The sequence below is a fragment of the Kordia sp. genome, from assembly GCF_965224175.1.
In the GTDB taxonomy this organism is placed as follows: Bacteria; Bacteroidota; Bacteroidia; order Flavobacteriales; family Flavobacteriaceae; genus Kordia.
Genome location: NZ_OZ245041.1, coordinates 4,968,051 through 4,983,314 on the forward strand (window position 1 = coordinate 4,968,051; position 15,264 = coordinate 4,983,314).

Sequence of the window (15,264 nt, forward strand, 5' to 3'; positions counted from 1 at the left end):
GAGGAGTATGTTTTGAAATAACAGTTTTAAAGCAAGGTATTTCATAGCAATTTTCAATACTCTACAGCGCGTAAAGATACTAATTACGAACTAAAAAAAGAGCGAATTGCGTCGCTCTTTCTTTTAAATCTATATGATTTGTATACTATTTTGTTATAAATCTCTACGTTTTAATAATTTGTATGAAGAAAAGATGAAAATAACGATCCATACAGAAGCAATTAAAAACTCATACCAATATGCACCATAGTCAGTTACAAACATTTCTTGTGTGTTGTGTACAGATATAATTCTTGAGAAAGGTTCATCAATTAAATTCCACATAGAAGTAAACGGGAAAAACTGCATGATTTCGTTTGAAATCTCGTAGTTATACCATTTAAAACGGAACAATCCGTAAAGAATTAATTCTACAATAAAACTGATAAATAAAAAGCCAAGTGCAAAAGCTGAACGTTTGATTAAAACACCTACAAATAGACAGAAACTGAAGAATGTAAGGAGTTTTACAAAGTAAGCCAAAATAAATTCTGAACCGCCAAGTATGTTGTCAAGATATAAATCTGCGGAAGGCGTATTAAATATACCGATCAGCAACGTAATGATAAACACTAATGCTGTTACTACTAAACAATAAGCTAGAATAAAGTAAAACTTAGAAAGGATGACTTCTTTCTTGCTTAAACCGTCAATTAAATTCTGCTTCAACGTACGATTGCTATATTCGTTTCCAATCATGGAGACGACAACAATGGCAAAGAAAAACTTGAAAAAGGCAATAAAAAATGTGGTAATATGCCAAATGTATGGGAACTCAAATATCTTAGTTTCAGATAAGTCTAAAGTGAAATATCCGAAAAAATTAATTTTAATTGAGGAAAGGATCAATATTGATAATGGAAAAATAAACGAAATGTAAATAAGTACTTTACTCGTTTTATTTAGCCATAGTTTTTGAAATTCTATTTGTAATAAACGTAACATAGTCGTTAAAAGATAAATTAGTTAGATTGGTTTTTGGTAAGGATCAAGAATTGTTCTTCAAGGCTTTCTTTTCGTTTCACTAAGTGTGATAATACAATGCCTTGATCAAACATTTTTTGATTGAAATCGGCTGCACTCAAAGGAGATGTCAAGAAAGCAGTGATAAGATCACCTTCTTTTTTTACGGTTCCAAAAGCAGCATCATTTTCTAAATACGAAAGTAATTGATCTTCTTTTTCAGTTTGTAATTCAAAAAATCCTTGACTCGCGACCATTTCATCAACGCGACCTGAATAAATTTTTTGTCCTTTTCTTAAAATTACGACATGCGAACATACTTTTTCTACTTCATCTAAAAGGTGAGAAGCAAGTAAAATGGTTGTTCCTTTTGAAGCAATATTTTTTATAATCTCTCTAATTTGGTGAATTCCTTGCGGATCCAATCCGTTAGTCGGTTCGTCCAAAATTAAAATTTCAGGATCATTCAATAGGGCAGAAGCAATTGCTAATCGTTGTTTCATTCCTAATGAAAACGTCCTAAACTTGCTGTTTTTTCGTTCTAAAAGCCCAACAGTCTCAAGTTTTTCTTCAATTTTTTCTTTGGATACATTTTTAATCTTACACACAAGCTTCAAATTGTCATAAGCTGTCATGTATGGATAAAAATTTGGTCGTTCAATAATAGCGCCGACTTTTTTCAAAGCATCGTGCACTTCTACGTTGCCATCGAACCAATGAAAATTTCCAGAAGTTTTATTTACTACATTTAAGACCATTCCTAATGTTGTAGATTTTCCACTTCCATTAGGTCCTAAAATACCATAAACGTTTCCTTTTTCTATTGTGAACGATAAGTCTTGTACTGCTTTTATATACCCGTAGTTTTTACTTAGGTTTTGCAGTGTTAGAATAGTTTTCAATATGATTTAGTTTTTTGATTGATTGTATATAGTTGACGACTCAAATTAAAAATTGTTACAAAATACAGGTAAACCTTTAAGAAAATAAAATTCTGAATGATTTTTTTGGGAATAGATGTCAATTTATAAATTGATCAACTCACAACGTGTTATTGGGTACATGCACACGAATTTCATTTAATATTCTCTGTAAAAAGCCTGTTAGCTATCTAAATTTAATTCCATTAACCAATGGTGGAAGCCGAAAAGCCAATTTATAAATAGAGTAGGCAAACCAAAAATATATAATCATGAAAAAAAGCATTTTAGCAATTAAGGGAGTTTCTGAATTAGACAAAAAAACACAATCAAAAATTACTGGAGCTGGTATTCCATGCTGGACAGGAGGATCTTGTAGAGAAACTGGATGGTATTGTAATGAGATTTACTGCAAAGGACTTTGGGGTCCAAGAGTTGAAGATCGTGATTAATAATATAGGTTCATATTATCTTTTGGGAGAACCTTTTTTAGATTATAATATGTCATTAAGAAATGGTGGAAGCCGAAAAGCCAATTTATGAATAGAGTAGGCAAACCAAAAATTATATAATCATGAAAAAAAGCATTTTAGGAATTAAGGGAGTTTCTGAATTAAGTAAAAAAACACAACAGAAAATTACAGGAGCTGGACAAGTTAAATGTTCTAGAGGAACAACTTCAAATTGTGTTGAGACGGGTTCTTATTGCAAGGAAATACAGTGTCAAGGTATTTGGGGAGGCGATCACGATTAGTTTTAATAAAAGGTGGAAGCCGAAAAACCAATTCATCAATAGAGTAGGCAAATCAAAAATTATATGATCATGAAAAAAAGCATTTTAGAAATTAAGGGAGTTTCTGAATTAAGTAAAAAAGAACAGTTGAACACAATTGGTGGCGTACAACCTCCTAAAGTATACGATGCAGAATTATGTGCAAGTTGTGGCGGAATATCGTTACCTAATGGATATTGTTTGATAGCATCATCTCAAGAATCTTGCTTGGAAGGAGATGGAGGAATTGGAGGTTAATCCTAGCTTAGTGCAATAAACTCATAAAAAAAAGGCTTTACAATTATTGTAAAGCCTTTTGTGTTTATCCTTTTTGTTCTTTGTTGAAATATACTAAGTAATAATACATTTGTTTTTCTTCGTCCCAACCTTTTTCTACAAATTTCTCTGCAGATTCAGGATTGATGAAATCCATTTTGATTTGAATATTAGTATCTAAACTAATCGTGTTTTTGATGCTTTTTCTAGCAGAAGAAACCGCTTTGTTAGCAATTGGAAATTCAGAAACATCTTCAATGCTATATTTTGGACCTTTTTCTACTTTGTAATGTTTAAATTCTGGAATTAAATCTGGATTTTCAATAACATCGTTTAAAAATTCAGTTTCTTCAAAAGTATCGTTTTTTGCAAAGTGATTTACTGCACGGTTCATAAACATTACTTCTTCCTTTTTATCTTCCGCAGGAAAAACAACATCTTTTGCAAAGTTTTGACAGAACTTTAAGTATTTTTTAGTGTAAAAGTTTTCATCCGCAAATGCATCGACTCCTAAGAAATGATCTAACCAATATTTAGTATCGTATTTATTGCTATCTACAGAGAGGATTTTGTAACCTTCTTCCTTTTTTACATTAAAAATGATACAACCTTTATCAAGTTTATTCAAAGAAACTCCTTGTTGTAATAATACATCTAAATTGCTGCCTTTTTCTTCAAATTGAAGGAAATCGTTTTTGATCTCTGACTTGAAAATTCCGATGGCATCTACTTTTTCATTGTCGATCACTGTATTTTCAAAATAACCAACATATACTTCACCACTTTTTATATGTGGATGTTGTGATTGTTCGAAGAGTAAAGAAGCTATTTTTTTTGAATTTTCATGCACAGATGCTGGATCGTTGAAAATATCAGTTACAATAGCGTACAACGGATTGAATTCTAAATCAACTTCGTTGGTAAACTGAAAGTAGTTTTCTTCTTTTTCTCTAAATGGTTTGAAAAAGTATTCTTTAAGTAATGGTGTAATTTCGTCTGTTAATTGATACGGTTCTGAAGAAAGAAACACATTTTCGTTTCTACTTTTATTCCCAACTTTATGAATAGAAAGGGAATCTACTTGTGCACTGTATAAATTGATCATTATTAGGGTGTATTTTTATTTCTTTATGTCTGTCTTGGTTTTCACTTTCGTGAGATACTACTCTGTTGGTTTTCACCTTTTCGTTAAATTTCCACATTCTTGGAAACTATTGCGTTAAGGATTGAAGCATTTGTTGAAGCTCCTCGTAGAGAGCGACTGCTGAAAGCCTGACGATTTTTTATGGCGTATGCCGAATAAAAAATGGAAACGCCCAAAAAGATAGAAAAATCTTTTAAAAAGCTCGCTAAACTTCGTGTAATAAGTAGCTGAGCTAATTAAAGCTAATTCCAGTTTTCGTCAAAGTTTAAACTATCATAATCATTGATGTCTAAATCGTCGTCACCTTCCATTCCGTAAGGATCTTGCTCTGCTTCAAACTGCTTGTCTGGCGCACTATCTGGAAGAATTCCGTGAGAAAATAATAGGTTTGGATATGCTTGTCCATTGACAGGTTCGGCAATTTCAGCCAATTCTACCAAAAATGTCCACATATTCAAGAAGTCATACACATAAATCATACGTGTTTGATCTTCTGAAAAGATACTGTCTAAAGTTGTTTCATTCATCAATCGAATAGAATCTTGTCCTTCGCTCATATCAAACTGAGAAATTTCTTCTCCTTGATTCCATTCGTCATCACTTACATAAAAAGATGCCATTTCCATTCCATCAAAGCCAAACGCTTGTGTAATGACGTTATTGAAGTCTTCAAAAGTTGCATCTTCCTGAATTTCAATATCTCGGAATACATCTTCCGCTGCATCTAATATTATTCTAAATCTAAAAATCATGTCCTTTCAAAAATTAGGATTGCAAATTTACAAAGTTTTCTTTGTTATAGATGTGCTTTGTTAAAAATTATTATTCTTACGACTTTGAGCGATAAGAAATAACGATTAAAGAGCTATTTGTTTGGTCGCTTTGTGGGCTTCTAAGATTACATAAAATTGAATCCCAAATAGTATCGTTGCCAGTACAATATGTATGGTTTGTGATCCGAATGGGAAATCTATATAATACATTGCAATTCCTGAAATGATTTCTAAAAGTAATAAAACCATAACCCAATATATTTTTGAGAAACCAAGTTGCAATTTTCGGAATCTGTAAAACAAGAATACATTTACCAATAATACCACAATAGAAAATGTTCGATGAATGTAAAAATTGAGTTCAGGGTTTGCCAGCCATAAAGATTTGTTTTCTTCACCAAGTGTATGCATTTGTTCATCTACAAATTGACGTACTTGTGTTCCTAATATCGTTTGAACTAAGGTTAGAATTATTGAAGCATACAATAATTTTATAAAGAAAGAATCGCTTTTGTGTGTTTTAATTTTATTGGAAGTTGCTTGCACAATGTATAGCAATGCAGCCACAATGACCAACGCCATTACCATATGAATTGTAATTTTAAAAGGCGCAAGATTGGAATCTACTACGGTTTTTCCTAGCCAAGCCTGGAATCCCATGCCTAAGACAGTGAATAAAGAGAGTAGTGTGATGATTTTCTTTTCACGCCAAAACCAACAAGAAGCAATTAATAGTACTAGTGTTGCAAGTCCTGCCAATGCACCAAACAGTCTGTTAATGTATTCTACCCAAGTATGAAACGCATTAAAAATGGCGTAATCGTGTTTTGTATACGGTTCCCAATTTAATTTGTTGAAACTTGTGGTTGTTGTAAAATCTTCTTTGGCAACTTGTAGTGTTTCATCAACTATAATGACCATGCCGTCTTCGTAAAAATGATTTGGTTGCCATTGCAATTGCGCTTCTTCTGTTGGCGGAATATAATATCCGAAACATTTTGGCCAATCTGGGCAACCCATTCCACTTCCTGTCATACGAACGACTGCGCCAGCAATAATAACAAGGTATACAAGTATTAAAGTGACTTTGGCAATGGTATTGAAGTTTTTCTTCATTTTTCAGTATTTTCTACTAATCCTAATTCTTTTCCTTTGGCAACCATGTATGCATGTGCTGCTCCGTATTCATTCGGAATTTCGCCTTCTAGAATAGCTTCTTTGATGGCATGTTTTATGATTCCGATTTCTCGGGATGGTTTCAAGTTGAAAGTTTCCATAATTTCTTCACCAGAAACTGGCGGCTGAAAATTACGTACATGATCACGTTCTTCAACTTCTACAATTTTCTCACGCACAATTTTGAAATTGTTGTGATATTTTTCAAATTTTCTAGGGTTTTTTGTAGTGATATCTGCTTCGCAGAGTGTCATTAAATCTTCTACATGATCGCCAGCATCAAAAACCAAACGTCGTACGGCAGAATCTGTTACGCCATCTTGCGATAGTACAATTGGACGCGAACTCATCATCACCATTTTTTGAACATACTTTACCTTTTCGTTCAATGGCATACGTAAGCGTTTGAAAAGTTTATGCACCATTTTCCCACCTACAAATTCGTGTCCGTGAAATGTCCAACCTACTTTTTTACTAAAACGTTTTGTTGGTGCTTTTCCAATATCGTGTAATAAAGCTGCCCAACGCAACCAAACATTATCGGTATGTTCTGCAATATTATCAACAACTTCAAGTGTATGATAAAAATTGTCTTTGTGACGTTGTCCTTCAATTTCATCGATACCTTTTAGAGCGACTAACTCTGGTAATATATGAGGTAAAAGCTGTGTTTTTTCTAGGAGTTTAAAGCCAATAGATGGCTTTTTACTACTTAAAATTTTATTTAGTTCTACGACAATACGTTCTTTTGAAATAATTTTGATTCGGTCACAATTACGAGTGATTGCTTCTAGTGAAACAGGATCAATTCTGAATTCTAACTGTGTTGCAAAACGTATAGCACGCATCATGCGTAACGGATCGTCTGAATAAGTAATATCTGGATCTAATGGTGTTACAATTCGTTTGTTTTCTAAATCTTGTAAACCATGAAACGGATCGAGTAAATCGCCAAATGTTGTTTCGTTCAAGCTTAATGCCATCGCATTGATAGAAAAATCACGACGATCTTGGTCGTCTTGAAGCGTTCCGTTTTCTACAGCAGGATTTCTGCTACCACGTTCGTAACTTTCTTTTCGTGCGCCAACAAACTCTACTTCAATTTCCTTGGTTTTAATCATGGCAGTTCCATAATTTTTAAACACTTGTACTTTTGGTTTGTTTGGTAGGAGTGAAGCTACTTTTTTAGCTAATTCAATTCCGCTTCCAACTGCAACAACATCTATATCTTTGGCATCGCCGCGCTTCAACAAAAAGTCACGTACAAAACCTCCAATTACATAGGTTTCTAGTTGTAATTCGGTTGCTGCTTTAGAAATTGTTGAAAATATATTGAGTTGTAAGGCTTCTTTGTAATTCATTAAATGTTGTTGTTAGTTTTTTGTTGCTAACTGTTCGCAATTTTAATCGCTTAATACCTAACAACTAAGAATAAAACTACGATCTAATTATTTTAATTTCTCCACTTGATCTCAATTGAATAATTGTAGATGGTTTGGAGTTGTTTTTTTTGCTTTGCAAATTTACAACATAATCCACATCATTTATAATTTCGGCACTAATTTCTTTATAGCTTTTTGGAGTTGGTTGTCCACTGATATTTGCTGAAGTAGAAACAATTGGGCGTTTAAATTTACGAATGAGTTTTTGGCAAAATTCATCATCAGGAATACGAATTGCCAAGGTATTATCTGCTGCGACTAAATTTTTAGCAATTCCGACAGGATGATCATAAATAATTGTTGTAGGTCTATCTGCCGCTTCTAGTAACTGATATGCAACCTCTGGAATGTTTTCAATATAACGTTCGAGCATGCGAACATCACTTACCAAACATATTAAAGCTTTACTTTCCTCACGTCTTTTTAAGGCATAAATTTTAGCGATAGCTTCTGAGTTTGTAGCATCGCAACCCAATCCCCAAACCGTATCTGTAGGATATAAAATGGTATTTCCCAACTGCAATTGATCAAAAGTTTTTTGAATTTCTTCTGTCATGGTTAAAAACGAATTTGCTGTTTTTGCTTTAGTGATTCAGATAAATGAGCGCCTTTCCAAACAAGTGACAACATAAACCACTTTTTAGGTTTTATTAGAAAGCTTACACAGTAGTAACTTCTAATAAACAGATATTTTGCGTGCGAATAGTTTTTCTTTAGTACGTACATGTGCGAAATCATTCCTTCTTTACTGATAGCTTTAGAAACACCTGTGCTGACACCTTGATAATGAAGTATTTTTGCTTCAGGAACTAATACACTTGTATAGCCTTCTTGTCGCATGCGGAAGCAAATGTCCATTTCTTCAAAATATAAAAAGATATTTGTGTCAAATCCGCCAACTTTTTCAAAAACTTCTCGCCTAAAAAACATAAATGCACCATTGACAAAGTTTACGGAAAGAGGTTCGGTGTATTCTTTTTTGCGTTTCGGAAATTGTTTTGACCAGTTTTTCTCCAAAAAACTTCTTCCTAATAGTAATTTTCGAATGCCTTTATCATGATCAAAAGAAATGACATGATTGTTATGTTCATCAAAGTTTTGAGCTGTTGATACACCAACTTTAGGATTTTTTTCCATGTACGAATGTAAAATAGACAAACAATCGTTTTGCAGCATCGCATCATTATTCAAAAATAACAGATACTTTCCGTTGGCAAATTGTGCACCAAACATATTTCCGCCACCAAAACCTGTATTGATTACGCTTCTGTGTAATGAAATATGATCTTGTGTTGGGAAATTTTCTTGTAAATGTGTAAAATCTTCCTGTTGAGAGTTATTATCCACAACTACAATCTCATACGACAAAGATTTGTCAGTAAATTTAATGACTGAATCTACGCATTCTAGCGTATATTTGGCCGTGTTGTAATTGATGATAACAATAGAAATATCTTTCATCTGGTTATTTTATTTTATGAATTTTGTCAGATGGAATTCGTCAATAATCATCTCGATAGATATTAAAAAATTGTGAAAACTCATTTCATAAATACAGTAATTGTGCAAAACTACACAAATTTATGTTGAATTTTATACTTTTGCGGAAACACAAATTGTAATTATGGGACTTCGTTCAAAATTTAAAAAATACCTTTTACACAAAAGATTACCGATAGAAACGTATGAACCTATCAAAAAGTCGAAACCAGAAAAGATTAAAGAAATGGTGACAGCTTGGGCAGGTTTAGAGTTAATTATTGAAGATATTTTAGAACGCTTCAATATTGGTCGTGATTCTTGTATTGAGTTTGGTGTTGAGTTTGGGTATTCATCAGTGGTGTTTTCAAACTTTTTTAAAGAAGTGAAAGGAGTTGATATTTTTATTGGAGATGAACATACAGATCATAAAGGAGATCATTACGAAAAAACGAAAGCTTCTTTGGCAGCATATAAAAATATCGAATTGATCAAATCAGATTACCGTGATTGGATTGAAAAAGATACAAAACAATACAACTTTTCTCATGTTGATATTGTGCATAATTACAAAGAAACGTACGAATGTGGATTGTGGGCTGCTCAACATAGCGAATGCACTATTTTCCATGACACCGAAAGTTTTCCAGAAGTTCGTCGTGCTGTAATTGATATAGCAAAGGCAACAGGAAAACGTGTGTACAATTATCCGCATTGCAACGGATTAGGAATTATTGTATAATTGAAATCTTCCAAAAAAATACTGATTATTGCGCCTTATGCATTTGGTTATACGGCACATATTCACAATGCTTTACAACAATATGATACTATTGATGCGAAGATTTTATATTTAGATCAACCTGCATTTCAGTATAGAAATACATTTCATAAAGCACAGAATTTTTTTTCGAAATTGTTTTTGGGAAAGAATCTGAAAAAATCTTTTGTTACAGATCGCATCAAGGCTTCCTTGACAAAACTAGGTTCACAAGATGAAATTTTCATCATTCGTCCTGATATGTTGTCTGATGATGTTTTAAATTTTATAAAAGGTTTTACTCAGAAGTTTATTGCTTATTATTACGATAGTACACGTCGCTTTCCGCGAAAAGTTGACATTATTCCTATGTTTGATACTGTGTATAGTTATGATCGTTTGGATGTAGAAAAGTACAATTTGTCTTTTTTGACGAATTATATTTTTGAAGAAAGTAATCATACAAAATTTGACTATCAGTTTTTTAATATTTCAACCAATGATTACCGTTTTCCATTGTTGGAAAATTTAGCAAAATACTTAACTGAGAAATCTTGGACATATGCTATTCAGGTGTATAACGGAAGCGAAATGCCAGCAGAATATGTAGAAATCATTACTACGCAAAAAACAATCAAAGAAGTCTCTGATTTGATATTAAAAACCAAGATTATTGTTGAAATTCAACGAACGGAACAAGTTGGTTTGTCATTCAGAATTTTTGAAGCACTAGGACATCGCAAAAAACTCATTACAACGAATAAAGATATTGTGAATTACGATTTTTACCATCCGCAAAACATCTTAGTTGTCGATGAAAGTAATATAGAAATTCCAACAGATTTTGTAGATTCTCCCTATGTAGAAATTGAAGAAGCTATTCTTTCAAAGTATAAAATTGAAAACTGGATACGACCTATTTTTGGATTATAAAAGAATACCATCGTTACAAAAAATGTAACAATGGTATGTAAACTTCCAACAATTATGTTGCGCTATTGAGTGAGGTTTGTCTTCAATATTAAAAGATAATCAATTACACTGCGGCTTTACTGATTTCTCCTTCCAATTCTTTAAATGCTTTTTCTTGCGATCCTTTTAGTAATGCTTGCTTTATAAAACCTGCAATAATTTCAATAATATTTCTTCGCGCTTTTACACTTTTACCAAAATATGCGTGCATCATTTTATTGGGGATAATATGATTCACTTTTACAGTATCTTGATTTACAAAAAATGCTTTTACAGCATGCATGCCACTTTTTTTAATAACAATACATTGTGCCATTTGTCCATCAGCATTTGTTCTATGTTCCCAAATGTCATAATCTTTTGAGCATTCAAAATTTGATTCTTTTTCTAAAAACCGATGTAGTTTGTCTAAAGAATTATAATCGCTTTTAATTTCAATTAAATTTTCCATTTTCTATTGTTATTTTATGTTCAGAATACAGTTCGTTTGAAACAAAGAAACTTGTTTACATCCTAAAAATAAACTGTTGCTAGTGATGTTTTATAAAAACTCAGTACTAAGTGATTAACATTTGTAAAATAGTGATCAACGCTCTTATGTATTGTTATAATGGCGTTTTGAGCCTTGTGTATGTTACAAAAAGAGAAATAGTTTTGTTGTTTTGTATGTGTTGAAACAAACAAAATAATTCTTTATAAGTAGCGAATGAAAACGAATTGAAATCGAATTTTAAGATCATAAAAAACACCATCATAAAAGGAATGTAGATGGTGTTTAAACAAAAAAACTAATTAAGATTAAGACATCTAAACAGATGTTATAAAATTCTTTTTATTACTAAAGTATATATGTCGTGACTGTTTCACCTTGATTATTTTCTACGATTCTATCTTTATGTAAAATTCGATTGCTTAACTCAAAAAAGTTGAAACCAAATAAAAGATCACTAGAAAAAGTAAATAGTATGGTGATTCTGTTTTAATGACTTATTAGGTAGATACTTATTTTATGAAAAGGTTGCGTCAAGGCAATTGTAAATTTCAAATTCTACTACAAATATTGCATAGAAATGTAAAACCAAAATGGCTGGAAAATTATATAATTATAAAGAAGAAGAAAATTAAATCAGACTACGATATACGTCTTCATACTGCTTTGCTGTAGCATTCCAATCAAAGCTTTGTGCACGTTGAATGTATGCTTTTTGGTAGATTTCTTTATTAGTTTGAAACGTATGCATTCCGTTTTCAAAAACTGTTGCCATATACTTCGGATCGTAATGTTCCCAGAAAAACGCATGATCGCCACCAATTTCTGGTAATGAAGTTTTGTTTGATAAAAATATAGGTTTTCCAAAACGCATGGCTTCAATTGGCGGAATTCCAAAACCTTCACGCAATGATGGAAAAACAAAAGCAGCACAATTTTGTAAATAATATTGTTTATCTAAATCTCCAATTTTCCCTGTGATAATGACACGATCTTGTAAGTTGTATTTTTGAATTGTTTCAGCAAGTTTTCCGCTGGCATATTCCGTATTATTATTTCCTGAAAGAATTAAATTAAAATCAGGTAATTCAGCGAGCATTTCTACAAGTGTATGGAAGTTTTTTCTTAGTGTAAATTCACCAATGCTAAACAAATATGGTTTGTTTGAAACTAATTTTGGTTGATGATTTTCAGGAAGTGTGACTTCTCTAATAGGATTTCCATTATAAATCACATACTCAGGAACGTTTGGTACATCAAAATACTTGTGAGTTGATGCTTTTGCAAAATTTGAAATATACGTAATAGCGTTACTTCGTTCTAGTTTCTCTCTAAAACGTACATTGCGTTCATGATTCATATCGCTAGATTCTTCTTCAATGAAATTCACATCGTGAACCGTCAATAAATATGGAATGTTGTGATAAGGTTCAATCTTAATATTTTGATTTAAAGAATGCCATAAATCGTATTTTTTACGAATTCGCAACATCGGATAGCGACGAAAAGATTGATACTTTTTATAATCAAAATAATTTCCAAATTCATCTTTAAGTGCGTTGAGGTTTTTCGCGTGAAGCGTCATTTTAAAATCATCAATTTCTGCCTGATACAATCCTTTTATCAAATGATAATTAAATTGACCAAAACCAAAATGGAGATTCTTAATATTATGTGATTCTAAAAAAACGTTCTTCATGTGTTCGAATTTATTGCTTTTTAGCGGTCACATGTAACCTCACATGAACCTTTTTTCTTAGAGAATAGACATTGTAACATTTCAATTTCATTTTGTATCAATCAATTTTTCGGTACATCGTCCATAATTGTAAATAACGTTTAAACACTGAAAACGCATGAACATAACACAAAATAAAGCCTTCTTTTCCATCCATAAAACCCAAACGCAAAAAATATTGATGTAAAAAACGATACAACGGACGAAAAAAGAAATGATACGCGTTTGGACGTACATTTTTCTTGTACAAAGCTTCTGCTTGCAAACGACTGTAATGACTCAGTTTCTGATTGTAATTGTCAAAATTCTTATACGTTTGATGCGCAACAGCATGTTTTAACAAACCAATTTTTTCAGCGGTTTCAATAGTTTCATGAACAGGTTTTCCGTTGTAGCGACAATGATTTTTATGAAACAATCGCACAGAAATATCGGTTTGAAAACCACTGTATTTCATTCGTTTCCCCATAAAATGAAAATCACGTTTTACATGATACGCTTTCATGGCATTTTCAGAATTCACAGTTGCAACGATTTCGTCTGCCAAAGATTTTGGAATTTCCTCGTCTAAATCAAAAAAAGTAATCCAATCGTATGATGCTTGGTCGATAGCGAAGTTTTTCTGAGAAGAAAAGTCATCAAATTTTCGTTGAATCAATTTAACATCATACTTTTTTGCTAGAGCAACCGTATTATCAGTGCTAAACGAATCTACAATAATAATTTCATCAGCAAAAGAGAGTTGTTCAATATACGCTTCAATATTGTCTTCCTCGTTATATGTAATTGCTAAAGCACTAATCTTCTGCATGCTCTTCTTTTTCTTTGTGGCGTAAGTTTTTCTTTGTGTAATAGCTAGATGTATTTCTATCTCTAGAATTTCCTCTTGGATAAAAAATAAACAGCGCCATAATAATAAAAAATCTTATGAGCATACGTAATTTTTTGTGTTACAAATCAAAAGAATCTATCAAAAGAGATACATCGCGACAAAAGTAATGATTTTACCATCAATACATAATTTAAATAAAAAGCCAATCACAAATTATTAAGAACGCTCAAATGAGTGTTCAGAACATTTTTTAGGATTTTTAGAACAATAAAAAAATAGTTAAGGTGTAATTTATTATTTTAATCGAAATATATTTCCTTGCAATTAGTAAGAAAAATAAATTATTAACCTCAAATTTAACCAAATTATTATGTGTACACGTGTACTTTTTACCAACAAGAAAAGAAACAATCTTGTAGGACGAAATATGGATTGGGCAGTAAATCCAACACCGCAATTATGGGCAATGCCTAAAGGTGTTCAAAGAAAAGCAATGGCAAAAACAAGTACAGGAGAAGAATTCTCATGGACATCTGCTTATAGTAGTATTGTCGTTTCTAACTTTGATTGTGCTATTTCTGATGGAATGAACTCAGAAGGATTAACGGCAAATATATTATGGTTGTCAAATTCGATTTATCCTGAACATCCCCAAAAAGAAGGCTATTATCCAATGTCTATGAGTATTTGGGCGCAATATATCCTAGACATTTGTAAAACTGTAAAAGACGCAGTTATTGCGATGAATAATATTTACATTCAAACAACGATTATTCCAGGAAGCAAAAAGCTAGGAACATGCCATTTAGCTGTAGGAGATAACGATGGAAACTCTGCAATATTTGAATATATTGATGGGCATTTAAACGTGTTTTCAAATGTAAAAATAGACAAGAAGACATACAATCATAAATATTGGAAGTATACAAAAGACCAAGTAAGAGTTATGGCAAATGATCCTTTTTTTAATATTCAAATAGAATCATTAACCTATTGGAATGAGTTGAATAAAAAATACGCTTCCGCAGATACTGCAGCATTGTTGCCAGGTTCCAATTTATCTTTAAGCAGATTTGTAAGAGCTACGTATTTTTCAAAACAAATGACAGCAGAGGTAAAGAATGAATTTGCATTAGCCCAATTGGCAGCAGTCATGAACAATGCAGCACAGCCAGCAACAAAAACTGAAGGAGAAGAGTCCGAAGACTTAAGTAGAACACAATACATATCACTTGCCGATCAAAGAAAATTACGTTATTTCTTCCGTTCTAGATACAGTCCTTTTATGATATGGATAGATTTAAAGAAAGTGAATTTTGATCAATTGAAACCAACAAAGAAAAAGAAACAGCGCGCATTAAAAGTAGAACTAAACGATTTTGGTGTATATGATGCTAACGAAGATTATGGAAGTGGAAATGTAACAAATCAGCTAAAACCGCATGTAATGCTTGATTTTTTAGAAATTCCATCATAAGTATTGAATTT

At 32.1% G+C, this 15,264-nt stretch carries 18 protein-coding genes; 6 read left to right on the forward strand and 12 right to left on the reverse strand.

The window, feature by feature from the left end; all coding sequences use genetic code 11:
- Positions 1–153 precede the first annotated feature (153 nt).
- Both ACOQOS_RS21560 and ACOQOS_RS21565 read right to left on the reverse strand, forming a co-directional pair.
- Positions 154–984 carry an ABC transporter permease gene (locus ACOQOS_RS21560; RefSeq protein ID WP_420572497.1) on the reverse strand — a complete coding sequence of 277 codons (831 nt, stop codon included), beginning with the start codon at positions 982–984 and terminating at the stop codon, positions 154–156.
- A 17-nt stretch (positions 985–1,001) separates the two neighbouring features.
- Entirely contained in the window at positions 1,002–1,904 is a 903-nt protein-coding gene (locus ACOQOS_RS21565) for an ABC transporter ATP-binding protein (protein WP_420572498.1), read from the reverse strand.
- A 290-nt stretch (positions 1,905–2,194) separates the two neighbouring features.
- On the opposite strand from ACOQOS_RS21565, the gene ACOQOS_RS21570 reads away from it, so the two are divergent.
- From ACOQOS_RS21570 to ACOQOS_RS21580, 3 genes are all read left to right on the forward strand, one after another.
- Entirely contained in the window at positions 2,195–2,374 is a 180-nt protein-coding gene (locus tag ACOQOS_RS21570) for a hypothetical protein (RefSeq protein WP_420572499.1), read from the forward strand.
- A gap of 122 nt (positions 2,375–2,496) precedes the next feature.
- Positions 2,497–2,676, forward strand: a complete 180-nt coding sequence (locus ACOQOS_RS21575) for a hypothetical protein (RefSeq protein ID WP_420572500.1) — start codon at positions 2,497–2,499, stop codon at positions 2,674–2,676.
- 69 nt (positions 2,677–2,745) lie between these two features.
- A complete protein-coding gene (locus ACOQOS_RS21580; RefSeq protein ID WP_420572501.1) occupies positions 2,746–2,952 on the forward strand; it encodes a hypothetical protein in 207 nt (68 codons plus the stop codon).
- A 64-nt stretch (positions 2,953–3,016) separates the two neighbouring features.
- On the opposite strand, the gene ACOQOS_RS21585 is transcribed toward ACOQOS_RS21580, so the two are convergent.
- From ACOQOS_RS21585 to ACOQOS_RS21610, 6 genes are all read right to left on the reverse strand, one after another.
- Positions 3,017–4,075 carry a nucleoid-associated protein gene (locus tag ACOQOS_RS21585; protein ID WP_420572502.1) on the reverse strand — a complete coding sequence of 353 codons (1,059 nt, stop codon included), beginning with the start codon at positions 4,073–4,075 and terminating at the stop codon, positions 3,017–3,019.
- A gap of 281 nt (positions 4,076–4,356) precedes the next feature.
- Positions 4,357–4,866: an IS1096 element passenger TnpR family protein gene (locus ACOQOS_RS21590; RefSeq protein ID WP_420572503.1), complete on the reverse strand. Its 510-nt coding sequence runs from the start codon at positions 4,864–4,866 to the stop codon at positions 4,357–4,359.
- 105 nt (positions 4,867–4,971) lie between these two features.
- Positions 4,972–6,003 carry a COX15/CtaA family protein gene (locus ACOQOS_RS21595; RefSeq protein WP_420572504.1) on the reverse strand — a complete coding sequence of 344 codons (1,032 nt, stop codon included), beginning with the start codon at positions 6,001–6,003 and terminating at the stop codon, positions 4,972–4,974.
- On the reverse strand, positions 6,000–7,424 hold the full coding sequence (locus tag ACOQOS_RS21600) for a CCA tRNA nucleotidyltransferase (protein WP_420572505.1): 1,425 nt from the start codon (positions 7,422–7,424) through the stop codon (positions 6,000–6,002). Before ACOQOS_RS21600 ends, ACOQOS_RS21595 begins: the two co-directional genes overlap by 4 nt.
- A gap of 76 nt (positions 7,425–7,500) precedes the next feature.
- A complete protein-coding gene (locus ACOQOS_RS21605) occupies positions 7,501–8,061 on the reverse strand; it encodes an L-threonylcarbamoyladenylate synthase (RefSeq protein ID WP_420572506.1) in 561 nt (186 codons plus the stop codon).
- Between the two features lie 2 nt (positions 8,062–8,063).
- Positions 8,064–8,966 carry a glycosyltransferase family 2 protein gene (locus ACOQOS_RS21610; protein ID WP_420572507.1) on the reverse strand — a complete coding sequence of 301 codons (903 nt, stop codon included), beginning with the start codon at positions 8,964–8,966 and terminating at the stop codon, positions 8,064–8,066.
- 163 nt (positions 8,967–9,129) lie between these two features.
- On the opposite strand from ACOQOS_RS21610, the gene ACOQOS_RS21615 reads away from it, so the two are divergent.
- Complete coding sequence (locus ACOQOS_RS21615; protein ID WP_420572508.1) at positions 9,130–9,726, forward strand: class I SAM-dependent methyltransferase; 597 nt, start codon at positions 9,130–9,132, stop codon at positions 9,724–9,726.
- Positions 9,727–10,677: a hypothetical protein gene (locus tag ACOQOS_RS21620; protein WP_420572509.1), complete on the forward strand. Its 951-nt coding sequence runs from the start codon at positions 9,727–9,729 to the stop codon at positions 10,675–10,677.
- Positions 10,678–10,780: 103 nt separating this feature from the next.
- Here the strand turns inward: ACOQOS_RS21620 and ACOQOS_RS21625 are convergent, their stop codons facing one another.
- The 4 genes from ACOQOS_RS21625 to ACOQOS_RS21640 form a co-directional block, all read right to left on the reverse strand.
- Positions 10,781–11,167, reverse strand: coding sequence for a hypothetical protein (locus ACOQOS_RS21625; RefSeq protein ID WP_420572510.1), 387 nt, complete (start codon positions 11,165–11,167; stop codon positions 10,781–10,783).
- 670 nt (positions 11,168–11,837) lie between these two features.
- On the reverse strand, positions 11,838–12,905 hold the full coding sequence (locus ACOQOS_RS21630) for a glycosyltransferase family 4 protein (RefSeq protein WP_420572511.1): 1,068 nt from the start codon (positions 12,903–12,905) through the stop codon (positions 11,838–11,840).
- 97 nt (positions 12,906–13,002) lie between these two features.
- The gene (locus tag ACOQOS_RS21635; protein ID WP_420572512.1) at positions 13,003–13,755 is read right to left on the reverse strand and encodes a glycosyltransferase family 2 protein; all 753 of its coding nucleotides are present in this window, start codon (positions 13,753–13,755) and stop codon (positions 13,003–13,005) included.
- On the reverse strand, positions 13,742–13,879 hold the full coding sequence (locus ACOQOS_RS21640) for a hypothetical protein (RefSeq protein ID WP_420572513.1): 138 nt from the start codon (positions 13,877–13,879) through the stop codon (positions 13,742–13,744). Before ACOQOS_RS21640 ends, ACOQOS_RS21635 begins: the two co-directional genes overlap by 14 nt.
- A 267-nt stretch (positions 13,880–14,146) precedes the next feature.
- Here ACOQOS_RS21640 and ACOQOS_RS21645 point away from each other — a divergent pair, with 267 nt between their 5' ends.
- A complete protein-coding gene (locus tag ACOQOS_RS21645; RefSeq protein ID WP_420572514.1) occupies positions 14,147–15,253 on the forward strand; it encodes a linear amide C-N hydrolase in 1,107 nt (368 codons plus the stop codon).
- The last annotated feature ends 11 nt before the right edge of the window (positions 15,254–15,264 follow it).